Origin of the sequence: Yoonia sp. 208BN28-4 (assembly GCF_037543925.1) — a bacterium.
Taxonomy (GTDB): Bacteria; Pseudomonadota; Alphaproteobacteria; order Rhodobacterales; family Rhodobacteraceae; genus Yoonia.
The window spans coordinates 146,362-169,406 of record NZ_JBBIFY010000004.1 but is presented as its reverse complement, the minus strand read 5'-3'; the positions used below and the strand labels follow the sequence as shown (position 1 = coordinate 169,406).

The following is a 23,045-nucleotide window of genomic DNA, read 5'->3' as shown; positions in this document are numbered from 1 at the left end:
CATGCTACGGCAAGTTGGGCTTACAGGTGGCGACCAGACATGAGCATTCGCAGGCTGCGCACTTTGGTGGCAATTGCCGACACAGACACATTCAGCGCCGCCGCGATGCGCGTGCATGTCACCCACGCCGCGGTCAGCCAACAAATGCAAACGCTGGAGGCCGAACTGGCGATCCCGTTGTTTGATCGCAGCAAGCGCACGCCAAAGCTGACACCGGTCGCGCTTCAAATCGTTGCCAAAGCACGTGACCTGATTGCGGACTATGACAATCTGGTGCCATCGGTCATGGGCGATGATGGCCTGCACGGCACGATCCGGTTGGGTGTTTTACGCACCACACTCACCGGTCTGGTTCCGCAAGCCATTGCGGCACTGAAGGCGGATTATCCGGCACTGGGCCTGCATATCCGACCTGCGCTGACATCGACATTGCTAGCCGAGATTGAGCGCGGAAATCTTGATGCCGCGATCACCACCAAGCCGCACCTGCTACCGCCTGACGTCGTTTTCCAAGACATCGCCACAGAGCCGATGGTGCTGATCACCTCGCTCGCCGAAGCGGGCAACGACCCTATCGACCTGCTGAAAAGCAGACCGTTTATCAGGTTCGACAGAACGGCAATCGTTGGCACCTTGATCGAAAATTGGCTCCTGTCCCGAAAGATACAGGTGCGCGAGGCGATGGAACTGGATAGTCCCGAAGCCATCGCGAGCATGGTGCAGGCTGATCTGGGCGTCTCGATTGTGCCTGATCAGATAGTAAAGTCGCCAGACCGCTACCCCGTCAGACAGATCAGTCTGGGACAAGATGCACCGACCCGCACGCTGGGTCTTGCCCATCGCAAAGATCACCCGAAGGCCAAGGCGATCACGGCCATTTACCGCGCTGCGATGGATGTGGTGCAAAAATCGGCTGCAATTTCATGACCGGTTCGACGATCATGTATCTTATGCTTGGCGCATGCGCTGGGGGCTTTATCAACGGATTGTCGGGCACAGGCACGGCGCTTTTTGCGCTGGGGTTTTACCTGATGGTGCTTGATCCGGTGCAGGCTGTGGCCATCGTGGCGTTCATGTCCGTGCTTGTGGGTCTGCAAGGGGTCTGGATTGTCAGGCGCCAGATTGCTGCGCAGCCAGCACGCCTCGCGCGATTTGTGATACCGGGACTGGCAGGAGTGCCGCTTGGCCTTGCCCTACTTGACCGCATTGAGGCGGGCAGTCTGCGCCTTGTCGTTGCAGCTTTTCTGATCATCTACGGGTGCTATTTCGGATTTCGTGCCGCATTGCCTGCGTTTTCCAGACCAACGCCTTGGATTGATGCGCTGATCGGATTTGCTGGCGGTATCTTTGGCGGGGCCGCTGCGGTGTCAGGCGCGATCCCGCAAATGTGGCTGTCCATTCGGCCCTGGACGAAATCTGAAACCCGCGCCGTTTTGCAACCTTTCAACAGCGTGATCCTAACCACAACGATCTGTCTGCTGTTTCTGCAAGGCGCATATGACCAGACTGCACTCAACGCCCTTCTCGTGACCATACCAACCGGCCTGATTGCCGCGCAGATAGGCATCGCCGTGTTTCGCCGCCTGACAGATACTGGGTTTCGCCGCGTTCTTATCATCCTGACACTGCTCATGGGGGTCGGCATCGTCCTGACCGAGCTCCTGGGATGAAGTACTTTTACGCCAAACAATCGTCGGCCCTTGCGGCGCATATTCTGCTGGAAGAGGCGGGCGCGCACTACGAGGCGGTCGAAGTTTCCATTGCAGACGGGGACCATCGCACTGCCGCCTTTCTGGACGTGAACCCAAAAGGGCGCATTCCTGCTTTGCAAACTTCAGAAGGGATCATCACCGAAAACCCCGCAATTCTGGAATATATCGCAACCACCCATCCCGCCGCGTGTCTGATGCCGCAGGATAGGTTTTCGCAGGCGCAAGCACGTTCGCTGCTGGGTTATATCTGCGCCACTGTGCACGTGGCCTTTGCCCACCATAAACGCGGGGCGCGATGGGTAAGTTCTGACGCAGCCCTTCAGGATCTGAAAAACAAGGCACCAGCGGAATTGCACACCTGTGCGGCACATCTTGAGAGCACGCTCGCTTTTAGCCCTTGGGCGCTGCCGCACGGGTTTTCGTTGTGCGATCCTTACTTGTATCTGATTGGCGGTTGGATGCGCGGCGTTGGCGCAAGCCTTTATGATTTCCCCAAGCTGACCGCCCATGCCAAGGCGATGGAAAGCAGACCGGCCGTGCGGGCCGCTTTGGAATTCTATGGCTAAATCACCTCGTCAGTGCGGTCGTCACTTTCGCCGTATCGCTTGAGCACGGCAGGCTTCGTGCCTTCATAAACCCGCGCTACATTCTCCGCGATCTTGGCGTTCTCACGCTCAAACAGGCAGTCGCCGTTCATGTCGGATGCCACGATAAATGGCCCCATGCGATTGCACTTGATAACCCACATGGCCTGCGCAATCCCAAGTTCCTCGTGCCAGTGGACCGCTTCCACGCTTTCGACACCGCGCCCCAGCAAAGCGCCGGTGCCATAGCCGACGGTGGACAGATAGACCGCGCCATTTGGCACGAAATATTCCTTGTAATCCTTTGATGTCATCCCGCCCTTACCGACAATCAACTTGGCCCCTGTTTTCGCCATCCAGTCGGGCAACCATTTCGCAAACCGGAACGACGCCGTGGCCGTCACCGCCCCCATGTCAAAACTGCCGTCAGGATTGATCCGCGCGGCGGGCGAACAATGAAAATTCGCAGCTGACTGGCTGGGCAGTTCCATCGGGATATTGGCCTGATCCTCAAGCGCGCGCATGTAAACGCCCTCCCGGGCAGTATACATCAAGCCACTCAGGTAAACGATATCGCCCAGCCGCAGGTCCGCAATCGCATCTGGCGTCGGGGTCGTGGAAAGCTCAACTTCGCGTATGGTCATTCGGCGGCCATTTCTGCCGCTGGCCAGTCGACCGTTTCGCGGCGTTGATACGGGGTGAACCAGTCGGGGTCCGTGCGGTGTTCAACCCGCCCGTCTGCATGGATGCGCGCCACAGCGCGGCGCGATGACAGGCAAAACGCATGCACAGACATCGGCATGCCGCCTGTGTGGCAATAGCCCACTTCGATGTTGCAATCGATCACCATGTTCTTGCCGACAAATCCCATCGCACCCATGCCAATGGAATTGCCCAGCTCTTTGAACTCGTCCTCCATCTTGGCAATCTCGGGGTCCGCGTTGCGCGATCCGACGATCCGCAAGGTGGACGCGCGCTTGCCAAGCGTCATACAAATGTCCTTTGACCCGCCAAGACCGATCCCGATGATTGCAGGCTGGCACGCAAGGCCGCGCTTGCCAAATGCCATAAGGCTATCAAGGTAAAACCGTTTGATGCCCTGCACGCCATCGCTTGGAAAAAGCATCCGATAGTCTGATCCGAACAGGCCGCCCTTATGCACTGTGATAAGGTCGATCCACGCGCCTTCCGGCTCAAACCCGTATTCGATCTCGGGCGCACCGATGCCCACATTGTTGTTGTGATCCGTACGCCAAAGCGGGTGGACGCGGTTGGGACGCAGCGGCACGCCGTTGGTGGCATTGGCCGTGGCACGCCGCAACGCTGTCTCAAGCGCGACCATGCCGCCTTCGATTTGCGCATCATTCCCCAGTTTGACAAACCAGCGTGGCACACCCGTATCGCCGCACATCGCGCGGCGGTCCTCTTTGGCGGCTTCATAGTTGTCCAGCATGGCCTTGAGGATAAACGACGACAGATCACCGTCTTCGGTGCGTGCCGCCTCTTTCAGCCCGTCCAGATAGTCCTGCGGGATTTCAATGGCAGCCTTGTCCATCAGGGTTTCTGCCGTGGATTGGATCAGATCAATAGGGATCATTGCGCCGCCACCAGTGTTTCGGGTTCATCATGGGGCAGTATGCTTTCCCCCGGACGCACGATGGTAAATGCAACAGGCTCTCGCGTGACAACAACACCGTCATCGGTTTGCCGTGCCACGGTAAAGTCGCTGTCCTCAAGCGCGCCTGCATCGGGGAAATCCTCCCTGAAATGCGCACCGCGCGAATTTTCCCGTGCCAGACCGGCCTTGGCAATAACTTCGGACACATCGCAAAGCGACCGCAGGTTCAGCCAGTCGTGCCACGTCAGATTGAAAGCCAGATTGCTGTCATCAACGCCGGTGTCCATCAGCGCACCTGATACGTCGGCAATACCGGTCAGACCACGCTGCATGCCTGTCTTGGTGCGCATCACACCCACATCATCCCACATCAGGTTTTGCAGACGCTGGCGCAGTGGCAGCACCGGGGCAGCCTTGCGGCGCAGCGGATAAATGGCGCGTTCCAGTTCGGCTGCAAGTACGTTTTTATCGGGGTCACGCAAGGACATCTTAGCCACATCGCGCCCCATCGTGTCGCCAGCGATACCACCATAGACAGTTGAGTTCGCCACGCCATTGCCGCCAAGACGGTTCGAGCCGTGCGCACCGCCCGCGTCTTCGCCTGCAACGTAAAGCCCTTCCATCGCCGTGCGCGTATCCACATCAACGACCACGCCGCCCATAAAGTAATGCGCTGTTGGGACCACCTCGACCTGACCGGCGGCCAGATCAAAGCCGCTGTCGGCGCAACGATTGACCATCCCCTTGAATTTCTGCCGCACGAAATCGGGGCCCAGATGCCCCATCGAGATAAAGACACCCTCTTGCTTGGGGTCGTTCGCCTTGCGCATTTCGGCATAAATCCCGCGGCTGACCACATCACGGGTGGCCCGTTCGCCCTTGGCGTCATAGTCAAACATGAAACGCTGCCCCGCGTGATTGACAAGCTGACCGCCCGCGCCCCGCAACCCCTCTTCCAGCACGGTGCCGGTCATGCGCGTGTGATCGCCAGCCAACAGACCCGTGGGGTGGAACTGCACCATTTCCATGTCGCGCAGCGGCAAACCCGCGCGCAGCGCCATGGCCAGTCCATCCATCGTCTTGTCGCCAGATGGCGTGTGATACTTGTACATGGTCGGGCCGCCGCCGGTTCCCATCAGTACCGTCTTGGCCCGCACCAGCCGGAAGCGTCCTGACCCCATGTCGATCATCAGCACACCGGCAAGCGCCGATTTGTCAGCGGTAGGGATCAGTCCGATGGCGCGATGCTCTTGCAGTTTCTCAACACCGGAGGCCAGAACCTTTTCCATCAGCCGGTTAATGATTTCGATACCCGTCAAATCGCCCTTGTGCACGGTGCGATCTGCGGTTTGTCCTGCAAATGCCTTTTGATGCAACGATCCGTCGCTGTTGCGATCAAAAAAGCATCCGACCTCATTTTCCAGTTCGCGGATACGCACGACAGCCTGTTCGCACAAACGCCACGCCATGTCCTGATTGGGCAGCCATTTGCCGCCGTTGATCGTGTCCATGAAATGCCGTTCCACAGTATCGCCACCGCCCAGCGCCACGTTGTAGCCGCCCTGAACCATGCGGGTGCAGCCGCATTTACCGATCAGCCCTTTCACCGCGATGGTGATTTTCGTGCCGGCAGGTGCCGTCTGCTGCGCATGAAGGGCCGCAAAAAGCCCCGCCCCGCCGGTGCCGAGGATCAGGATATCCGTGTCATGGCGTTCGATGTCGGTCACTTTCATGTCAAACTGCCTTTAGCAAAAACAGGGTTGCGATCAGAAACGACAGGGCCGCGGCCAAGGCCGCCAGCGTTTTTTGCGGCGCCGTCCACGGCAACCATTCCAGCGCCATCAATCGCAGTCCGCCAAACATGTGGACTGCAAGAAGAAACACCAATCCAAACTCGCCCAGTTTGATAATTGCTGTATCAGTCAGGTGCAAAAATCCGTCCAGCCGGTCAGGTCGCGTGACAGCCAGCGAAAGCACCCAGAAATGCAGCGGCAGAAACAGCGCGAGCGCCAGACCTGACAGCCGGTGAATGATATAGGCCAGCCAAAGCGGGTGGGCTCTTGCGACGCGGCTCATGCGAACGTCACGGCCCAGACGGCGCGTGCTCCCAACCCAAACAGTCCCAGCCCAATGACCCACACTAACACATCAAGAACGCGACCACGAAGACCGCCCCACTCGGCTGCGATCACGCGCAAGCCAATCGCCCCATGGATCGCGGCGGCCACAACAAAGCTGCCGTAGAACAAAAACCAGATAATCGATCCTTGAGTGCGGCCCAGAATTTCTGCTGCGCTTAGCCCCCCTTGCACAGCGTAGATCATGACCGCCAAATGTCCCAGCACAAGTGGTGCCATCAATAGCGCCGTGATCCGTTGCAACATGTAAAGGCGCAGGTTCATGACCGCCGATCCTTTCGGAAAAAGGATTTCGCCGTTTCACGCTTCAGCCCCGCGATCGCGGTCATCGGATCCAGATCGTTCGGGCAATAAACCGTGCAAGATCCCATTGCATGGCAATTATGGCAGCCGCCGTCACCAGAAACGGCGTCTAAGATTACATCGCGCCCCGTGTCTTTCGCATCGTTGAGAAGTGTCCACGCGCGCTGCAACGCCGCCGGACCAAGGTAGTCATCATTATTCGCAACCGTATCGCAAGCTGCATAACAAACAGAGCAGTTGATACATTCGATCCCCGCATCCGCGACAACCCGCGCGGGCGTGGCTGTATCAACTGGCGCTATGGGATCATCACGCGTCAGGTCACCATGATGCACACCTTCCGCCGCGATCCATTTGTCAAAAAAGGGATCCATATCCACAACCAGATCCTTGATCACCGGAAGGTTGCGAAGCGGTGCGATTGTGACAGCATCGCCGTCCAGCACCTTTGCGATATGGGTTCTGCACGTCCAGCGCGGCACACCGTTCACCATCATCGCGCAGCTGCCGCACATGCCGACGCGACAAGCGAAACGATAGCTGAGGGTTGGGTCCGCGTTTTGCTGCACCCATGACACAACATCCAGAACGGTCTGATTATCAAAAGCGGGCACTTGGAAAACCGTTTGCGCGCTTTGATCGTCAGGCCCACGATCAATCGTGACTGTAAGTGTCGCTTGGGTCATGAATGATAAATACCCTTGGCTCGGCTTTGCTTGCATGCAGCATAACAGACAGTTCGGCTTGAGGGACGCGAATTTATCTTTCAGGTTTTGTAAGGTTTTCTTGCAGAACGACAGGACAGGACCCGCGCCATGACAACGTCGCAACAGGTACTATTTGCTGCTTTAGCCGCCCGCTTTAGTGATGCCCCCAAAGCCACAAGATCGGAGCCAAAGATCGACAACCTTGCCGCGATGGCCGCGCGCGGGTCTTGCCGTGCGTTCACTGACACACCGGTCCCGAATGAATTGATCAAGGTCTTGTGCGCCACAGCGATGGCGGCACCGACGAAAAGCGACCTCCAACAACGCGACATCATTCTTCTCAAAAATCCAGTCATCCGCGCAAAGCTGGCCGATCTGGTTGATAGTCAGGCATGGGTCGCGGATGTGCCGATGATCGCTGTGTTCTGCGGCAACAATCGCCGTCAGCGCCTGCTTCACACGCACAAAGACGTGCCGTTTGCCAATGATCACCTTGATGCCTTTTTTAACGCTGTCGGGGATGCCGCAATCGCGCTTGGCACCTTTGTCACTGCGGCCGAGGCGGTTGGGCTTGGCACATGTCCGATCAGCGCGGTGCGCAACAATGCTCGGGCGGTTGCCGATCTATTGGAGCTGCCGGATCACGTGTTTCCATTTGCAGGTCTGGCCTTTGGATATCCCGCCGATACGCCCGTGATCTCCAAGCGTTTGCCGCTGCGCGTGACGTGTCACACGGACCGCTATACCGAAGAAAACCTAATGGACGATATCATCGCCTACGACGCAGACCGCATGCAGTCACAGCCCTATGCCAACATCCGGTTGCAGGATGTCTTCGGTGAGAGCGATGTTTACGGGTGGTCCGATGATAAGGTGCGCCAATATAGCCAGCCCGAAAGGGCCGATTTTGGACATTACATCCGGTCCATCGGGTTCAAGCTGGACTGACGCAGCGGGCTACTGCGAAAAATCGGTGATGACAGCGGTGCCCGGTGGCGTGGGGCCTTTCATGGCACGCAATTCCGCGCTGGCGCCTGACAAAGCAACCTCGCGATCCAGCATGGGGCTCAGATCGACGTCACCTCGTTCGATCATGTCCAGCAGGGTCGGATATTTCCACGACGGCATGCCACGGGTGCCATAAAACGCAAGTTGCTTGGCGTAGATGGCCCGCATGTTGACGTGCATCATGCCGTCACCTGCTGGCATACCAACATGCACATGTCGCCCCAGCGTGGCCAGACACTCAAGCGATGCATTCGTCGTCGCAGCGATGCCCAGCGCCTCGATCGAGACCTGCGCGCCACCGCCCGTGATGTCACGAATGGCAGATGGCACATCGCTATCGCTGGCATTAACAGCTGCGTCCGCCCCCAACGAGAGCGCATGCGTTAGCTTGTCTGCGACGATATCAACCACAACCACACGCGCCCCCAACATCTTCGCCAGCAAGAGGGCCGACAGGCCAATGCCGCCGGTGCCATGAATGGCGACCCATTCCCCCGCCCTGACCGCCGCACGATCAGTGAGCGCATGCCAAGCGGTTGTCACACGGCACCCCAATCCCGCTGCAAGCGCAGGCGAAAGTGTCTTGGGCAGGTGGACGAGGTTATGATCGAACGGAACCGCGACAAATTCCGCGTAGGCCCCTGGTGCGCCAAATCCGGGCACGATGGCATGTTCGCAGGTGTTTGATGCGCCTGTCCGGCAGGCCGGACAATCGCCGCAGCCCAAGATAAACGGGGCGATGAGACGATCCCCGATGGCATGCTTGGCTTGTGGTCCCGCTTCCACCACCGTTCCGCAATATTCGTGTCCAAGGATCGACCCGCAGTGCACCTTTGGGTGTTCCCCCGTCCAGCCGTGGAAATCCGAGCGGCAAACGCCACAGGCTGCAACTTCGAGGACGACGCCATTATCGGGGCACACCGGATCATCGACCGTTTCTATCGACAGGTCTGCATGAAAGTCCCTTACAACAGCAGCGCGCATCATTTCACCTTTTGGTTTTTGGCGTTCACAAGGCCGTGCCTTGCGTCCTGCCAATCAGTCTAAAAGCTGTCCGCTTTGTTTGTCGTCACCTTTTTCTGGGTGGGTCACGTTTCTTGAGTGTAGCCCAACTCGTCTTCAAGCACGATTGCCCCCACCAAATCATCGCGCCAGCGCACAGTGCTTTTCTGACAGGACAGTCACCGCATCCGAAATCGGCGTTGACCAACCCGGATTGTCGATAAACGGCGCCATTGCAGCAAATGTCTGCGGACCAAGAAAGCCGTCAACCGGCCCCGGATCTTCGCGCAAGAGAAGTAAAAGACGCTGCATGGTCGCGATCTCGGTCGCTTCGTTCACCAGCGCAATCCCGCATTCGACCACGGCTTCGGTCTCAGCAGGCGCAACAACTTGCGGTGCAGCCGGCTCTACCTTTGATACTGGGGTTGGCTGTTCCTCATTTTGCGCCTCATCTGCTACCTCCGCGACTGGCGGGGGTGGGACCAGACACTGCCCGATGCGTTCGGCCACCTGCATCGCAGGCGCAGGTGCTGGGCCGATTTCAGTCTGACTGCAAGTCTTGTCATTCGCGTCGCAAGAAACCTCGATCCGCCACGGCTGACCGTCGCGTTCGCCTTGCAGAACCCCTGATGCGTTCGCGAAAATGCGATATTCATACCCGTCAAGACGACCTTCCTGCCAGAAAGCGGGGAATGCAGAGGATGGCAGATCGGTCACATGCGACGTCACATCAGTGGCGCCAGGAAGCGGCACATCGAATGTGGGCGAGACGCAGGGTGCAGCGGCAGCTTGCGTGGCTGACACAAGAGCAAAGGCGATGGCTGTATATACTGTGCGGTTCATTGGCCTGCCCGGATCAGAGGACCGTGCGCGCGAAACGCCAAAGCGGCGAGAACGACAGCATTTGTATTCACCGTCACAGAGGAATTGGTCGATCCGTCAACTTCGTAGATACCCTCTGGCCAGCCCCGTTCCGGATCACCCAGCGGTGCAATAGCGGCGACAAGTTCGCGTGTATAGTCCGTGCCAAACAACGCATCCCATGCAAAGGCGGCTTTTGTTGTGATGGTGCGCTTACTATCAAGACGCTCGCCGCGAAACGACATGACGGCCCAGTCTGCTCCGCCGCCCCAAACAGACGAATAGATGAAATAGGGTGCCTCATCTATGTGGGACTCGCTGACCGCAGTCAGGATACCTGTGTTGCGATAGCGTGCCTCTTGGGCTTCATAGATGGATGTCGCAAATCGGGCGGATCGGGCATCAAAGCCAAATTCCAGACCGTCAAAAAGATACGGTTCGCTGACGGTAAAGGCAGGCGTGATGTTGCGGTGCAAGCGGTCGTCCACCGGGATCGGCTGACCTTCCACATGACGCACCATCAAATGGCTTTGCGCGTCGTAGGCGCGGTAGGTATCGAGGCCGAACAGCATCATTGCCTTAGCTGCGTATTGTTCATATCCCACGCGCCCTTCCTGATCGTGGCGCAGGGTGCCATCGGCCATATTCCCGCCGATCAACTGGCCATCGTCCACCATTTGCTCAAGGTCCCAACGCGCCATGACCTGCGCCGTTTTGGGGGCAAGGTCGGGAAAATGGGCGTTCACATGACCAAGTGCTGCAACCATGCGGGCGATATCGAGCGCGGACCACCCCAGTCCCCGTTCCACCGGTTCGTTTGCATAATTGACCAGAGCACCGGTGCGCACGTTATAGGCCTTATTGGGCAAGGCATCGTCAAACAGCCGCATATCAATCAGGGTGTCGAGAACTTGGTCAATGCGTGACTCCGCCTCGCCGGCGTCAATCAGTCCCAGACGGTTGGCCGACAGAACTGCCACAACATAAGACCCGGTTTCCCACATCGTGGTCGATGGGTAATTATCCGTTGAATTCACAAGTCCCGTTTCAGGGTCGGTGTTATTCACAAAGTACTGCCACGCGATTTGCGCATGCGCCAAGTCTTCGGGTGACGATGATCCCGTCACGGCCAATTTCAACGGTGTGACGTTGTCAAATTCTGCCATAGCAACTGCTCCTGTTTGCGTATCGGCGCGCGTTTCGCTGGCTGCATCAATTGCGGTGACAAGCGCAAGACCACAGCCCAGCGCGATCAGGAAAATGATGTGGCTGCGAGCCTTTAAAAGGTTGGATTTGAAGTTCATGATTTTGCACTTTCTTTCGTCGCGTCAGGCGTCCAAAGCGCCGCGCTGATGATGCCGGCCATCGCCAGACAATTGTTAAGCCCCCAAAGGATGTTCGAAACGACCCCAGTGGCGGAATGTGATGTGGTGCCAAGGCCAAGTGCGGCCACGGCCCAGACAGCCGCGATCAGTGTCGCTGAGACAACGAATATCTGGGGCCACACAATCCGTAGAAAATTGCCAGATTGGCGGGTCTTCGGCGTGACTTTGAAGGAAATGGTCTGCCCCTTGATGACGGACCCGATTGCCCGCAACCCCAGCGGAAAGAAGGACAGGTAGCTGGCCTTTGCCGCATAACCCGAAATGCCCCACGTTCCGGCCATCATCGCCAGTTCCAGCGTCACCAGAAACGGGATCAGGTGCCAAAAGAAGTCTGCCGAATAGGCTGACACGGGCGAAACACCGGTAAATAGGTAGATAATCGGGGCGATCAGAAATATCACGTTCCAGACCGGCGCGAGATAGGAATAGAAGGTCGCGGCATACATGACGCGCTGCGAAAATGTCAGACCACGCCCGAATATCGGGTTGTCGTTGACCAGGATATCAAGACTACCACCTGCGTATTTGTAGCGTTGCACAGTCCATGTCAGCAAATCCTGTGGCGACAGCATTTTGCTTTCCACAATCGGGTGCATCTTTGATTTCCAGCCGCGCTCTCGGTCGGCGTGCAGCACGATGGACGTGTAGATATCTTCGGACACGTGAAAGCGATATGGCGTCAGAATTTCGCTCATCGCCGCTTCTGTGCGAATAGCGCTCATCATATCTGGCGCGATGTTGCGCTCCTTGCTCGACACGGTCAGGCGTTCTTCGGTGGCGTGGGCACGTTTTTCGACCTGCTTGCCAAAACTGCGCAGGGCCGCTTCCATGACAGCCTCCCGGCGATGGATGGAGCCTGCACCACAGCAGAAAGATGCATTGGCCCAATTCCGGCGGCGCTGGATAATGTCGTAGAACATCTTTGGATCGTTGACGAAGGGGTCACGGCCAAGCTGAACCGGGCCGACAACCTTCTGAACCAAGCGGCCGAATGCGCCGCCCCTTTGACCAAATCGGCGATCCAGTACGCGATCCAGCGGCTCTCCTTCCGGCAGATCGTAAAACCACTGCGGGGTCTGCACCCACGCCATCTTCGGGTCTTTGAAATAGCCCAGCGTGTTTTCCAGAATCGTAGGGAACGGGCGCGTGTCAGCATCGCAAATGACCAGTAAATCACCCGATGTGTGCTCCATCGCGTGGCGCAAATTGCCAGCCTTGAACCCTTCATTGGTGGGGCGCGAGATATAGTTCGCGCCCGCATCCTCAGTTACCCTGCGCATCGCCTCGCGCCGCCCGTCGTCAAGCACGTGGATACGAATATCGATGGGGTATGGATACGTGATGCTTTGCGCATCTTTGATGCCAAGCAATACCAGCGCGGGGTCCTCGTCATAGGTCGCGAACATGATATCGACGCAAATCGGGCGGTCGCCTTCGGGATGGTCAGGTGCGATAGCGCCCATCGTGGCAGGCGCATCCGCGATCTCGATCGGGTCGTCTTTCCAAAGATTGAAGACAAACAAAAACATCCCGAGAAAAGCGCAGGTTTCCGCGATAACCAAGGGCACCGCAAACCACATCGCTTCAGTGTTCAGTGACGCAGTCCAGCGCCACCAAATGTACCAGCTGCCCACCACCAGTGCGAGCGTAGCAAGGAATTGCCAGACAAGTTCGCGGGTAGCGGAATAGGCAAGCGGTGGCTCTGGCTTGCGGTCTTCATATTCTAAGAAATAATCATCCATCATTACGCCTCCGCACGTCGGGTGCGCGCGATATCCCAAAGGGTCGGGCCGAGGCCGATGGTCCACGCCAGCGGTTTGAACTGCGACAGCCCGTAGGCCAGTGCGAACGATGCCGGAAGAACGATGGCAAACCGTGTCAGCACCAGCACGCCCGGTGCCATCATCTCTGACAGACCCGTGCGGAAGACGCTGATGTCGAAAAGGTCGATCACCAGCGGGTGCACCAGATAAACGCCAAACGTGTACGTCGCGAGAAATGTCCAACGCGGCGACCACTGCAAATACTGACCGCCAATGAAGACCAAAAACACGAAGATCGGCATGAGAAAGTGGCCGTAATAGTCCCACCCCTGCCGAACGCCCCACGCGCCGGTGTCAAAAGCGACATGGAAGAACGGCAGGGTCGCGATGTAGGCCAGAACTGCAAAATAGAACCCGCAGCGACGGATCAGGCGGGATTCACCACGCGGGATGCCGTCGTTCCAAAGCCCGTAAATTGCAAAAGCTGCCATGCCATATCCGACATATCCGAAGACCTTAAGCGCACGGATTAGGTAGTCCCGCAAAGCCGGATCAATATCCAATCCCCACAAAAATCCCTGCACATTGTTCATGACCCCGATGGTGACAACGACCGTCAGCCCCAAGATTGGGTAGCGCGTGGCAGAGCGCATCACCGGATAAAACAGGAACAGCGCAAAGAGCGTCGGCAAAAAGTGCATATGATATTGCGATTTGCCAAGGATGAGATACCCCAACCAGCCTTGCGCCTGACCCAGCTGATCCCAGATGTAAGGCGCATAGTCGAATGCATCGGCCTTCAGCAGTCGGAAGAACGCATAGAACACCGCCCAAAAGGCAAATGGCACCAGCAGGCGCTTGGCCTGCACCGCGATTGCGCTGCCATATGTCGGCATTTTCTTGTCCACCCGCATGGCCATCAGGAAAAGCGAGAACATGAAAAACATCTCGGATCCTGAGAACTCGCCCAAGGACCGCAGGATCACCGGAACAATGCGCTGGGCTTGATCAGCGTTCGGAAATGCCTGCCCGCCAAAGTCGGTGGACGAGTGGATCAGGACGACACCAAAAGCGGCGAACACGCGATTGGCATCGAACCAGACCAGACGGGGTTTAGACGACATGCTCATGGGTTTGACACCAACATGGGACAGCTCGACGGCAAGACCTGACGCACCTGTGGACGCGGGAAGTTATGTTCCACAGTGCTGCACTCGGTCGCGCCAATCTCTGTGCCGCCGACCACGGGGCGGCAATAGACGAACTCTTCCACAGGAATGACGGGCGGGATCTGATTGGAATTGGCGCACGCACAGCACGGCACTTCTTCGACCATGCGGTTCGGATGGCATTTGTTATCGCGAATGTCGGTGCCGATAAACGCAGTGTCCCACACCTGGGTATTCTGGTTCACACGCTGAAGGATCGGACCCTGCACCTTGTATAACAGCGCAGCAAGAATGATCCCGTTGTTGTTGGCAGTTTGCAGCGGGATAAAGCCGTTTCCGTTTTCATAAAGACCTTCGTAGAACCCGCGATCCGGCTGGGACAGATCTGCCACTGCCTCGAACAACAGATCGGTATAGTCGGTATCCCAAAGCGCCCACATGCCAACGGCAGCCTTGGCAGACACAGCAGCGCGATCGGGCTGGTATTCGCCAGTCGGGTCAAGCGTGTTCCACGGATAGCCATCTGCAAAAATCGTGTCGTAGACAAAATAGGGACTGCCCTCGATCTGATGCTCGGACCGCGCGGTGATCACACCGGTTTGTTCAAAGCGACGCTGTTGAACCAGATAAATCCGGTTGGCGAACTCTGCGCGCCAGCCGTTGCTGGCGACCGTGCCGTCGTTGCTGCGGTCTGTCGGCAAATCCCAGCCCATTTCCAGACCATCCAGGATGTAGCCCTCGGTCAGAACATAGTTCTGGTTTTTGAAGACACGCGGGTCGCGGCCATCATACGGCACGCGCACACCGAAGATTTCGACATAGTTCACCGGTTCCGGAGACATCGCGCGGTCTACGTCAAACCCCCACAAGGCAAACCCTTTGGCGGCATATTCTTCGTAGCCCAGACGCCCCTCTTGCACATAGCGCGTGTTGCCATCGGACTGCGTGAAAGAGCCGAACATGCGACCATCGTCGTTGATCAGGTTACAAAAGTTCCAACGCATCGGCACGTTGTCGACGCCGTTTGCCAGATGCGGATGACGTTCTTTCAAAATCTGGAGCCAGACCAGAAGACGGCCAATGTCGTTTGCCGACATACCAATCTCACCGGGCTGGTTGGCGTAGTCCACCATCGCACCGGTAGCGGCATTATACACTTTGTTCGGCGCCTCACCGCGATAGAGCGGCAGATTGCGCAGGGTGTTGATCAGGCGATTGGCGCGGTCGTCAAATGTGCGCTTGTCGATCACACACAGCTCGTAGGCGGCGACAAGGGCACTGATGTAAGATGCGGTATCCCAAAGCGTTGTCGACGGGAACGATCCAACGGCATTCACCAGTCCTGTCTCGGACTGGTAGCTGCTTTCAAAGTATGACCAGGCGGTTTTCGCCATCTCGAATTCGCGCGGTGTCGGCTGACCGTTGCGCCCGAAATGCGCTGAGGACTGCGCTTGCGGTCCGCGCATGCAGGTCGGTTCTTCGACCAAATCGCCAAATTGAACGGACAAAGGCGATGATGAGGTAACGGTGACGCTGTCAAAGCTTTGCACGCCGCTTGCAGCTCCCTCGATAGTCAGCGCGCGCGGCTCTTCCTCGGCGGTCTGCGCAGTCCCGCTTTGGGACGGGAACACCGCCAATAGTGAAACAGCAGCCGCAAAAAGCAACGGAGCGGAAGTTGGTCGTGTCATGTGATCAGTCTCCTGATTTCGAAATTGTAAGGGACAGGCACATGCGATCAGCCTTGGGGCCGTATGCGATATGGTCTGTGCAGTGAACGATCAGGCCAAGGCCGCGGCCATTTTCGGCAAGCGGATCAGCGGCGTTTTGTGATGGGGCATGGTCGCGCACGTCAAAAGGCGCCGCGCCAACGGGGTCGCAGATTTCAACGCACACAGCATTGTCTGCATCATGCAATTCAATATCGATTGGTGCCGCTGCATCGCTGGTCGTCGCGTGCTTGACGAGGTTCACCAGCGCTTCGGTGACGCTGATCTCGAACCTGAGCAGCGCAGACGCGCCCAAAGATGGTTCCACGCAGGCTTTCATCGACAGGACCGTCCGGTCCACGTGACGCAGATCATTGGGCATATGAAACGTGCGGCGTTTCACAGAGCGCCCGCCAAATTTTCGCAGGCCTGTTCAACAGAAGCAAATATGCGGAACACACCGTCCATGCGGCAGATCCTGAACATTTGCGCAACGTCGGCCTGTAATCCGGACACAGCCAGATCACCGCGAAGGCCGATCAATTTGTAGATACCAACCAGCGCACCAAGACCCGAGGAATCCACAAACGAAACTCCGCCAAGATCAATCACCAGATGCGACGCACCGCTTTTAATCAGCTGGCTGACATCATCCTTGAATGTCTTGGCATTCGCGGCCGTCAATCGCTCTACACCGGGGCGAACGATTGTTATGCCAGCATCATGCGTGGTTGTCTGGATCATTGGATTATTTCCTCTTAAGGGTGACGACGGTCAGGTCATCATCAAGCGACCTGCCACCGCGCCATGCGGAAAGGGCGGCAACCAGTTCGTGTGGAACGTCAGTGGGATTTGTCGCGGCGGCACTTTGGGCGACGGCACGCACGCGGCCATATCCAAACGGAACGTGCGCCGTATTCTCGGCCTCAGAGGCCGCATCGGAACAGACGATTAAGGCACCACCCTGCGCGATGATGTGGCTGTTGTTTTCGTAAGTGGCATGCGCGATCAAACCGACGGGAAAGCCACCATCACCAATGTCATGAACTGCGCCGGTGTCTGTCACGTAGAACGGGGATGGAGAACCTGCCTGACAAAAATCAAGCCGACCGGTTTGCGTGTCGATGATCCCGCAAAACATCGTGAAATAGTCATCCGTCTCGCATGCGCTGAACCTGTCATTCAACGCGCTGACCAAGGTCGCCGGATCAGGAGCCCCTGCCTCGTCAAAGGCGACATTCTGAAAGAATTCCTTGGTCACCAGATGACCGATCGCAACCGACAGCAAAGACGCCTGAATGCCGTGACCCGACACATCAACCATGTAAAACCCAAGGTGGCCGCCGCCAAGCGCGAAGCATCCGAACATATCGCCCGACAAGATCGCGGAAGGCACAAACGCGGACGCGACGCTGAACCCCAGGATGTCTTGGTTCAGCGTTGGCAAAAGCTGACGTTGGGCGGCGGCCGCCACGGTCAGATCATCCTGAATGCGCTTGTGCGTCTCGGCCAGAACGCGGGTCCGTTCTGCCAGTTCGGTCGCGTGATCGATAAATCGTGTCGCAGTCCGCAAGCGCGCTTTGAGCATCGCTGTGCTGCTGCCTTTGGTGATGAAATCGTCGACACCAGCAATCAGTGCCGCATCACGGCTTTCCGCCTCATCCGCGCTGGTCAGCATGATGATATGGACGTAAACCTCACCGCCCAACTGCCGCACGGACTGTGTCACCTCAATACCGTTAAGGTGTGGCATGGACAGGTCTGTGATCAGGATCTGCGCACCGGTTGCCTTCAAAAGGTCCAGCGCGATCTTGCCGTCTTCGGCTTCGATCGCCTCGAACCCCAGCTCATTGATCAGACAGCATAGATACAGACGCTGAAGTTCGCTGTCCTCTGCCACGACGATCTTGATCCGTGCCCGTGCAGGGGAAATCTCGGTGTCGCTGGATGACGCTGCGCGGGGTGCAACGGGCACAGGCGCATCGTCGCAATCCCACGGCATGGACTTCGGCGGGATCGGTGTAAATTCTGGTATGGTGAGGGTGGTGTTCATCTGTTTCTCCGTTAGGAAACAGCTAACACCGGCATTGATCCTCTTCATCCGCGCGAACGGCTGGTTCAGGGGGGCAATCGTGTGGAAGGCCCATCCAAAAGGATAGGATCAGAAGAGGCCAGCCTCGCGCGCGATCAACGCCGCTTGTGTACGGTTGGCGGCACCCACTTTACGATAGAGCGTCTTCATATGCAGCTTCACCGTGGGTTCGGTGATATCCAGATCGCGGGCAATCTCTTTATTGGATTTGCCTTCGGTCAAACCTTTGAGAACTTGAAGCTCGCGCTCTGTCAGCTTGGCCGCTAGCGGATTATCATCCTGCGTATCCTCGGCCGTCATGAAATCAATTGGGGCGTATTGCTCGCCCATCGCCATGAACTTGATGGCATTCACCAATGACTTTGCTGGCAATGACTTTGGCACAAAACCGGCCGCACCAACCTCAAGCGCATCTTCGGCGATCTTCTTGCTTGCCTCGCCCGACATCAAAGCAACCCGTTGCCCGCCTTCATGGGCCAATGCGGATTTCAGCCCGGCAAGACCGTTCATACCTGGCATATTATAGTCGAGAAGGATCAGATCATAACCCGCGCCCGCATCAACCAATGCCATTGCATCATCAAATGTCCCCACAGCGTCGGTTTCAATCCCGTCTGAATTTTCCAGAAACATGACCAGAGTATCCCGCAGGAGGTCATGATCGTCTGCAATTAGAATTCTCATCTACTATTCCTCAAATACGGGAGGAGATTTGTCATCCAAACATGGCGTCAGAATGGCGGCTTAGGAAGGGGAAATGCCAGTGCATTCTACCCGATAGGATAGATCGGCGATCCAAAAGGTCACAACGTGACCCGCATGCGCACTTTGTGTGTCCGTCCGCTTTGTAGATGCATTGGTTTGCATGCCTCATAAGCAGGGCAACCGAATTTCGATGAAAGCAAATCAGATGCCACACATTCGCAAGGCCGTCTTTCCCGTCGCTGGAGCGGGAACGCGCTTTCTGCCCGCAACAAAATCCGTGCCCAAGGAAATGCTCACCTTGGTTGACCGGCCACTCATCCAATACGCGATGGACGAAGCGCGTGACGCTGGCATCGAAGAGTTCATCTTTGTGTCTGCCGCCGGCAAAGGTGCGCTTGAAGATTACTTTGATACCGCTGCCGCCCTTGAAATGAGACTTCGCGCGGCCGGAAAGGTTGAAGCGTTGAAAGCACTGGACTGCACGCGATTGCCGGAAGGTGCGCTGACAATCCTGCGCCAAGCGCAACCGTTAGGCTTGGGTCATGCCGTGCGGCAAGCCAAAAACCTGATCGGTGATGAAGCCTTTGCCGTTATTCTGCCAGATGATGTCATCAAAAGCGAAAAGGGCGTGCTTGCACAGATGATCGAAGCCCATCGCGATTTGGGCGGGCACATGGTGGCCGCCACGGATGTGCCGCTAAGTGAAATCAGCAAATATGGCGTGCTTGATGTCGCCTCAGAAAACGGGCGCGTTTGTTGCGCGCGTGGTCTGGTAGAAAAACCATCCCCACATGCGGCGCCATCCACCAAAGCCGTGATCGGGCGCTACATTCTTGAACGGTCTATCTTTGACCGGCTGGATGCGCTGCACCCCGGTGCTGGCGGCGAGATGCAACTGACCGACGCCATCAACGCCGATGTTGAAACGGTTGGCGTCAGCGGCTTTACCTATGACGGGCAGCGCTTTGATTGCGGATCCATTCAGGGATACGTCCAGGCAACAGCCGCATTTGCGCTGGATCGCGCTGACCTGCACGACGAATATTCGACCTTCCTCAGCCAGAAACGGCAGCATCTTAGCCTCGTTGCTTAGTCTGTTTCTGGCACGCTAGCGGGCCGGCCTATCCTTTCGGATAGGCCGGTATCCGTTTGCCCGAATGCTTTGCATGGTGACCCGTGTCATAAGCGCACAAACACAAGAGGTTGCCCCATGCTCAATACAATCACACGTTTTCTATCCGGCTTTGCCTTGGTCATGGGTATGTCCCACGCCGCAATGGCGGATGATGCGGCAAAGCCGCTCCTGACCATTTCCGGTGATATCGCCCTTACATCGCAGGATGATGTTCTGGCGCTAGATCTGGACGCTCTGCGTGCGCTGCCTGAAACTACAATCGAAACCAGCACCATCTGGACCGAAGGCGTGAACACCTTCACCGGCGTGACCTTGGCTGATCTGATGGACGAGGTTGGCGTTGAAGACGGCACGCTGATTGCCACGGCAATCAACGATTATTCCGTCGAAATCCCCGTGTCCGATGCCGTCGACGGTGGCCCGATCATCGCTTACCTGATGGACGGAAATGAGATGCGGGTGCGCGACAAAGGTCCGCTTTGGGTCATCTATCCGTACGACAGCAACACCGACTACCGCAGCGAAGTGATCTATTCGCGGAGCATTTGGCAACTCGACGGACTGGAAGTCGTTGAATAATCGTAAAGGCAGCCAACGGCCCTTACGAAGGAACGCCTCGTGTCAGTAAATCCATCCAACCGTGCAATCCGGGGCCGGAAACTTGCCATGATTGCTGGGGGAATTGCGGTCATCGCAATCGCGTTTCTGACGTTTAATGTGTCTCGGGAAATCCGACTTCTTGGGTCAGCCCAATCAGACAACGTGCAATGGTCACTGGTTCAGACACAGGTCGAGTTTCTGGAGTTTCAGAAAGAAGTTGATGCAGCCCCCGTAGATTTGGCGCAACTGCGTCAGGCTTTCGATATCTTCTACAGTCGCGGTAGCACATTGCAGCAGGCCACCGTTTTTGAAGGCCTGCGGGACGATCCGGGGGCGCGCGGCTATCTGGATGGTCTGGTCAGCTTTCTGGATGACGCGGTGGTGATCGTTGATGCGCCCGACCCGGATGTCGTCGCGCAAATTCAAGAACTAAGCACGCTTGCCGCGGATGCCTCACCGGTCGTACGGGCTTTGGGGCACTCCGCCTCGACCTTTTTGCCCAAGCCGCCGATGCACAAAGACATGCCGTCGCACGAACGATGACGCAGCTCGCGATTGCGATTGCGGGTCTCATTGGCGTGCTCACGCTGGCGGTTCTTTTTCTAAACAGAATGAACGCGCGGATTTATCGCCGCGAACGCGAAAACCATCAGACCACAACGCGGATGACTACCGTAATGAGCACGTCACTCGATGGGGTGATCGTGTGCAATGCCAACGGCGAGATTCTGCAGTTCAACCCTGCTGCCGAAGGGATTTTTGGCCACCGCGAAGCGGATATCCTTGGTCAGGATATCGGCTCGGTCATTGTTCCCGATCATATGCGTGACGCGCATGAGGCGGGCATGGAACGCTTGCGCGAAAAGGGTGAAAAGCGTGTGGTCGGCAAGGGCCGCGTTAAACTGGAAGCGAAACACAGCGACGGCCGGATTTTTCCGGTTGAGTTGGCCATTCAGTCTGCGATGACCGACCAGGGCGAAATTTTCGTGGCATTCCTGCGCGATATCTCGCACCGCGTAGCCGCCGAATCCGAGCTGGTTGCAGCCCGCGACAAGGCTTTGGCCAGTGAAAAGCTCAAGACCGATTTCCTATCCACCATGAGTCACGAAATCCGAACACCGCTGAACGGATTATTGGGCAATATGAACCTGTTGCGTGACACGAAACTGAACGCCGATCAGGATCGCTATGTCGGGCACATGGAAACGTCTGGCCGCCTTTTGATGAACCACATCTCGGATGTGTTGGACATTACCCGCTACGATGCGGGCATGCTGAACACACGCTCGGAACCGGTGAATATATCCGAACTTTTGCAGGACATTATTGACAACCAAAGCGGCGCGGCCGCCGAAAGTGGCACCAAGCTGACGTGGCATTGGAAAGGCCAGCCGGTGCATTGGATCTTGTCTGACCACGATCGCCTTCAGCACGTCATGATGAACCTTATCGGCAACGCGGTGAAATTCACTCACAATGGCTCGGTCGACGTGAGTATTGAAAACCACGGGACTGATACAGACGCCGAACTGATGGTTAAGATCACAGACACAGGCGCCGGCATGGCACCGGACCTTGTGGAACGGGTGTTTGATGATTTTGTCACCGGCAACACGGCCTATGACCGTAATGTCGGCGGCACGGGGCTTGGCCTGAGCATTGCAAAACGGTTCGTAAATGCGCTTGGCGGTGAGATCGGGGTCGAGAGCGACGAAGGGGCCGGAAGTACGTTCTGGGTGTCGCTGCCTGTTCCTGTTGCCGAGGCATCCCGCGACCAGCAAACCGCAAAGCAAGGCGATCAATCCGATCATGCGCTGCACGTGTTGTTGGTTGAAGACAACGAGATCAACCGCATCGTTGCGCGTGAAATGCTCGAAGCAGACGGGCACATCGTGACCGAGGCCCACAACGGCACCCAAGGCGTTGAGGCCGCGGATCAGGCGCATTTTGATCTTATTCTGATGGATATCAGCATGCCCGTGATGGATGGCCGGACCGCCACGCGCACCATCCGAAGCGGACAAGGACGCTCTGCCACGATCCCGATTGTCGCGCTGACCGCTAATGCGATGCTGGAAGAGCAAAACGAGTTTCTGGCTGATGGCATGGACGAAATTTTGACCAAACCGTTGTCGCGCGATGCCCTGCGTGCGTTGGTCGGGCGTATTACCAAAAATGAGGCTGAAACGGCTCATGTGCAGGTGATCGACACCGCACATCTTGCTGAGACACGGGATACTCTTGGGGATGCATCGTTTAGCACTCTGCGGTCCCGTTTTGCGCAAGAGGCCGATGCCTTCATGGACTGGCTGGGCGATCGCGAAACGACAGATATGTCCGAGATCGCCTCGCGTGCGCACAAAGTGGCCGGAAGCGCTGCCGTTTTTGGTGCAGTGTTCTTCCGCGATACCCTTCGCGAGATTGAAGTGGCAGCCAAAGCAGGTGACGCTGACTTGATCGCGACGCTCCGGCAGGATGTGGTTGAAGTCTGGAGGCACACCGCTCTGGCGCTAAAAGCTGATCAACGTGTGTAGCGTCGATCCGGTGCGCCGCCATC

The 23,045-nt window shown here is 57.1% G+C and carries 24 protein-coding genes; 8 read left to right on the top strand and 16 right to left on the bottom strand.

Annotated features, from left to right (window positions below):
• Positions 1-39 precede the first annotated feature (39 nt).
• The 3 genes from V8J84_RS14460 to V8J84_RS14450 are packed head-to-tail and all read left to right on the top strand — an operon-like array spanning position 40 to position 2,278.
• Complete coding sequence (locus V8J84_RS14460) at positions 40-927, top strand: LysR substrate-binding domain-containing protein (RefSeq protein WP_339932408.1); 888 nt, start codon at positions 40-42, stop codon at positions 925-927.
• On the top strand, positions 924-1,670 hold the full coding sequence (locus V8J84_RS14455; protein WP_339932406.1) for a sulfite exporter TauE/SafE family protein: 747 nt from the start codon (positions 924-926) through the stop codon (positions 1,668-1,670). The genes V8J84_RS14460 and V8J84_RS14455 overlap by 4 nt, the downstream gene beginning before the upstream one ends.
• Positions 1,667-2,278, top strand: coding sequence for a glutathione S-transferase family protein (locus tag V8J84_RS14450; protein WP_339932404.1), 612 nt, complete (start codon positions 1,667-1,669; stop codon positions 2,276-2,278). Before V8J84_RS14455 ends, V8J84_RS14450 begins: the two co-directional genes overlap by 4 nt.
• On the opposite strand, the gene V8J84_RS14445 is transcribed toward V8J84_RS14450, so the two are convergent.
• The 6 genes from V8J84_RS14445 to V8J84_RS14420 are packed head-to-tail and all read right to left on the bottom strand — an operon-like array spanning position 2,275 to position 7,041.
• Positions 2,275-2,940, bottom strand: a complete 666-nt coding sequence (locus tag V8J84_RS14445) for a fumarate hydratase C-terminal domain-containing protein (RefSeq protein WP_339932402.1) — start codon at positions 2,938-2,940, stop codon at positions 2,275-2,277. The genes V8J84_RS14450 and V8J84_RS14445 overlap by 4 nt on opposite strands.
• A complete protein-coding gene (locus V8J84_RS14440; RefSeq protein ID WP_339932400.1) occupies positions 2,937-3,893 on the bottom strand; it encodes a fumarate hydratase in 957 nt (318 codons plus the stop codon). The genes V8J84_RS14445 and V8J84_RS14440 overlap by 4 nt, the downstream gene beginning before the upstream one ends.
• A complete protein-coding gene (locus V8J84_RS14435) occupies positions 3,890-5,647 on the bottom strand; it encodes an L-aspartate oxidase (protein WP_339932398.1) in 1,758 nt (585 codons plus the stop codon). Before V8J84_RS14435 ends, V8J84_RS14440 begins: the two co-directional genes overlap by 4 nt.
• Before the next feature lies 1 nt (position 5,648).
• Positions 5,649-5,990 (bottom strand): succinate dehydrogenase, cytochrome b556 subunit, encoded by a 342-nt coding sequence (sdhC, locus tag V8J84_RS14430; RefSeq protein ID WP_339932396.1) that lies wholly within the window; start codon positions 5,988-5,990, stop codon positions 5,649-5,651.
• Positions 5,987-6,316: a succinate dehydrogenase gene (locus V8J84_RS14425; protein WP_339932394.1), complete on the bottom strand. Its 330-nt coding sequence runs from the start codon at positions 6,314-6,316 to the stop codon at positions 5,987-5,989. Before V8J84_RS14425 ends, sdhC begins: the two co-directional genes overlap by 4 nt.
• Positions 6,313-7,041, bottom strand: coding sequence for a succinate dehydrogenase/fumarate reductase iron-sulfur subunit (locus V8J84_RS14420; protein ID WP_339932392.1), 729 nt, complete (start codon positions 7,039-7,041; stop codon positions 6,313-6,315). Before V8J84_RS14420 ends, V8J84_RS14425 begins: the two co-directional genes overlap by 4 nt.
• Before the next feature lie 129 nt (positions 7,042-7,170).
• On the opposite strand from V8J84_RS14420, the gene V8J84_RS14415 reads away from it, so the two are divergent.
• The gene (locus tag V8J84_RS14415; RefSeq protein ID WP_339932390.1) at positions 7,171-8,010 is read left to right on the top strand and encodes a nitroreductase family protein; all 840 of its coding nucleotides are present in this window, start codon (positions 7,171-7,173) and stop codon (positions 8,008-8,010) included.
• Between the two features lie 9 nt (positions 8,011-8,019).
• Here V8J84_RS14415 and V8J84_RS14410 read toward each other — a convergent pair whose 3' ends face one another.
• The 10 genes from V8J84_RS14410 to V8J84_RS14365 all read right to left on the bottom strand — a co-directional run bounded on the left by V8J84_RS14410 (position 8,020) and on the right by V8J84_RS14365 (position 18,732).
• A complete protein-coding gene (locus tag V8J84_RS14410; protein ID WP_339932388.1) occupies positions 8,020-9,054 on the bottom strand; it encodes a zinc-binding dehydrogenase in 1,035 nt (344 codons plus the stop codon).
• Between the two features lie 159 nt (positions 9,055-9,213).
• The gene (locus V8J84_RS14405) at positions 9,214-9,915 is read right to left on the bottom strand and encodes a hypothetical protein (protein WP_339932386.1); all 702 of its coding nucleotides are present in this window, start codon (positions 9,913-9,915) and stop codon (positions 9,214-9,216) included.
• Entirely contained in the window at positions 9,912-11,237 is a 1,326-nt protein-coding gene (locus V8J84_RS14400; protein ID WP_339932384.1) for a DUF3131 domain-containing protein, read from the bottom strand. The genes V8J84_RS14405 and V8J84_RS14400 overlap by 4 nt, the downstream gene beginning before the upstream one ends.
• Positions 11,234-13,060 (bottom strand): glycosyltransferase, encoded by a 1,827-nt coding sequence (locus V8J84_RS14395; RefSeq protein WP_339932382.1) that lies wholly within the window; start codon positions 13,058-13,060, stop codon positions 11,234-11,236. The genes V8J84_RS14400 and V8J84_RS14395 overlap by 4 nt, the downstream gene beginning before the upstream one ends.
• A gap of 2 nt (positions 13,061-13,062) precedes the next feature.
• Positions 13,063-14,211, bottom strand: a complete 1,149-nt coding sequence (locus V8J84_RS14390; protein ID WP_339932380.1) for an acyltransferase — start codon at positions 14,209-14,211, stop codon at positions 13,063-13,065.
• On the bottom strand, positions 14,208-15,938 hold the full coding sequence (locus tag V8J84_RS14385; protein WP_339932378.1) for a DUF3131 domain-containing protein: 1,731 nt from the start codon (positions 15,936-15,938) through the stop codon (positions 14,208-14,210). Before V8J84_RS14385 ends, V8J84_RS14390 begins: the two co-directional genes overlap by 4 nt.
• A 4-nt stretch (positions 15,939-15,942) precedes the next feature.
• Positions 15,943-16,359: an ATP-binding protein gene (locus tag V8J84_RS14380; protein WP_339932375.1), complete on the bottom strand. Its 417-nt coding sequence runs from the start codon at positions 16,357-16,359 to the stop codon at positions 15,943-15,945.
• Complete coding sequence (locus V8J84_RS14375) at positions 16,356-16,700, bottom strand: STAS domain-containing protein (RefSeq protein WP_339932373.1); 345 nt, start codon at positions 16,698-16,700, stop codon at positions 16,356-16,358. The genes V8J84_RS14380 and V8J84_RS14375 overlap by 4 nt, the downstream gene beginning before the upstream one ends.
• A 4-nt stretch (positions 16,701-16,704) precedes the next feature.
• Complete coding sequence (locus V8J84_RS14370) at positions 16,705-18,009, bottom strand: PP2C family protein-serine/threonine phosphatase (protein WP_339932371.1); 1,305 nt, start codon at positions 18,007-18,009, stop codon at positions 16,705-16,707.
• Between the two features lie 108 nt (positions 18,010-18,117).
• Complete coding sequence (locus V8J84_RS14365; protein ID WP_339932369.1) at positions 18,118-18,732, bottom strand: response regulator transcription factor; 615 nt, start codon at positions 18,730-18,732, stop codon at positions 18,118-18,120.
• 226 nt (positions 18,733-18,958) lie between these two features.
• Here V8J84_RS14365 and V8J84_RS14360 point away from each other — a divergent pair, with 226 nt between their 5' ends.
• The 4 genes from V8J84_RS14360 to V8J84_RS14345 all read left to right on the top strand — a co-directional run bounded on the left by V8J84_RS14360 (position 18,959) and on the right by V8J84_RS14345 (position 23,022).
• A complete protein-coding gene (locus V8J84_RS14360; protein WP_339932367.1) occupies positions 18,959-19,846 on the top strand; it encodes a UTP--glucose-1-phosphate uridylyltransferase in 888 nt (295 codons plus the stop codon).
• 117 nt (positions 19,847-19,963) lie between these two features.
• Complete coding sequence (locus V8J84_RS14355) at positions 19,964-20,467, top strand: molybdopterin-dependent oxidoreductase (RefSeq protein WP_339932365.1); 504 nt, start codon at positions 19,964-19,966, stop codon at positions 20,465-20,467.
• A gap of 87 nt (positions 20,468-20,554) precedes the next feature.
• The gene (locus V8J84_RS14350; protein ID WP_339932363.1) at positions 20,555-21,031 is read left to right on the top strand and encodes a hypothetical protein; all 477 of its coding nucleotides are present in this window, start codon (positions 20,555-20,557) and stop codon (positions 21,029-21,031) included.
• Positions 21,028-23,022, top strand: coding sequence for an ATP-binding protein (locus V8J84_RS14345; protein ID WP_339932361.1), 1,995 nt, complete (start codon positions 21,028-21,030; stop codon positions 23,020-23,022). Before V8J84_RS14350 ends, V8J84_RS14345 begins: the two co-directional genes overlap by 4 nt.
• Positions 23,023-23,045 lie beyond the last annotated feature (23 nt).

Bases quoted from the DNA above. Each gene is read 5' to 3' on its own strand.
- V8J84_RS14460 (WP_339932408.1), top strand. From the start codon at position 40: ATGAGCATTCGCAGGCTGCGCACTTTGGTGGCAATTGCCGACACAGAC.
- V8J84_RS14455 (WP_339932406.1), top strand. From the start codon at position 924: ATGACCGGTTCGACGATCATGTATCTTATGCTTGGCGCATGCGCTGGG.
- V8J84_RS14450 (WP_339932404.1), top strand. From the start codon at position 1,667: ATGAAGTACTTTTACGCCAAACAATCGTCGGCCCTTGCGGCGCATATT.
- V8J84_RS14445 (WP_339932402.1), bottom strand. From the start codon at position 2,940: ATGACCATACGCGAAGTTGAGCTTTCCACGACCCCGACGCCAGATGCG.
- V8J84_RS14440 (WP_339932400.1), bottom strand. From the start codon at position 3,893: ATGATCCCTATTGATCTGATCCAATCCACGGCAGAAACCCTGATGGAC.
- V8J84_RS14435 (WP_339932398.1), bottom strand. From the start codon at position 5,647: ATGAAAGTGACCGACATCGAACGCCATGACACGGATATCCTGATCCTC.
- sdhC (WP_339932396.1), bottom strand. From the start codon at position 5,990: ATGAGCCGCGTCGCAAGAGCCCACCCGCTTTGGCTGGCCTATATCATT.
- V8J84_RS14425 (WP_339932394.1), bottom strand. From the start codon at position 6,316: ATGAACCTGCGCCTTTACATGTTGCAACGGATCACGGCGCTATTGATG.
- V8J84_RS14420 (WP_339932392.1), bottom strand. From the start codon at position 7,041: ATGACCCAAGCGACACTTACAGTCACGATTGATCGTGGGCCTGACGAT.
- V8J84_RS14415 (WP_339932390.1), top strand. From the start codon at position 7,171: ATGACAACGTCGCAACAGGTACTATTTGCTGCTTTAGCCGCCCGCTTT.
- V8J84_RS14410 (WP_339932388.1), bottom strand. From the start codon at position 9,054: ATGCGCGCTGCTGTTGTAAGGGACTTTCATGCAGACCTGTCGATAGAA.
- V8J84_RS14405 (WP_339932386.1), bottom strand. From the start codon at position 9,915: ATGAACCGCACAGTATATACAGCCATCGCCTTTGCTCTTGTGTCAGCC.
- V8J84_RS14400 (WP_339932384.1), bottom strand. From the start codon at position 11,237: ATGAACTTCAAATCCAACCTTTTAAAGGCTCGCAGCCACATCATTTTC.
- V8J84_RS14395 (WP_339932382.1), bottom strand. From the start codon at position 13,060: ATGGATGATTATTTCTTAGAATATGAAGACCGCAAGCCAGAGCCACCG.
- V8J84_RS14390 (WP_339932380.1), bottom strand. From the start codon at position 14,211: ATGAGCATGTCGTCTAAACCCCGTCTGGTCTGGTTCGATGCCAATCGC.
- V8J84_RS14385 (WP_339932378.1), bottom strand. From the start codon at position 15,938: ATGACACGACCAACTTCCGCTCCGTTGCTTTTTGCGGCTGCTGTTTCA.
- V8J84_RS14375 (WP_339932373.1), bottom strand. From the start codon at position 16,700: ATGATCCAGACAACCACGCATGATGCTGGCATAACAATCGTTCGCCCC.
- V8J84_RS14370 (WP_339932371.1), bottom strand. From the start codon at position 18,009: ATGAACACCACCCTCACCATACCAGAATTTACACCGATCCCGCCGAAG.
- V8J84_RS14365 (WP_339932369.1), bottom strand. From the start codon at position 18,732: ATGAGAATTCTAATTGCAGACGATCATGACCTCCTGCGGGATACTCTG.
- V8J84_RS14360 (WP_339932367.1), top strand. From the start codon at position 18,959: ATGCCACACATTCGCAAGGCCGTCTTTCCCGTCGCTGGAGCGGGAACG.
- V8J84_RS14355 (WP_339932365.1), top strand. From the start codon at position 19,964: ATGCTCAATACAATCACACGTTTTCTATCCGGCTTTGCCTTGGTCATG.
- V8J84_RS14350 (WP_339932363.1), top strand. From the start codon at position 20,555: ATGATTGCTGGGGGAATTGCGGTCATCGCAATCGCGTTTCTGACGTTT.
- V8J84_RS14345 (WP_339932361.1), top strand. From the start codon at position 21,028: ATGACGCAGCTCGCGATTGCGATTGCGGGTCTCATTGGCGTGCTCACG.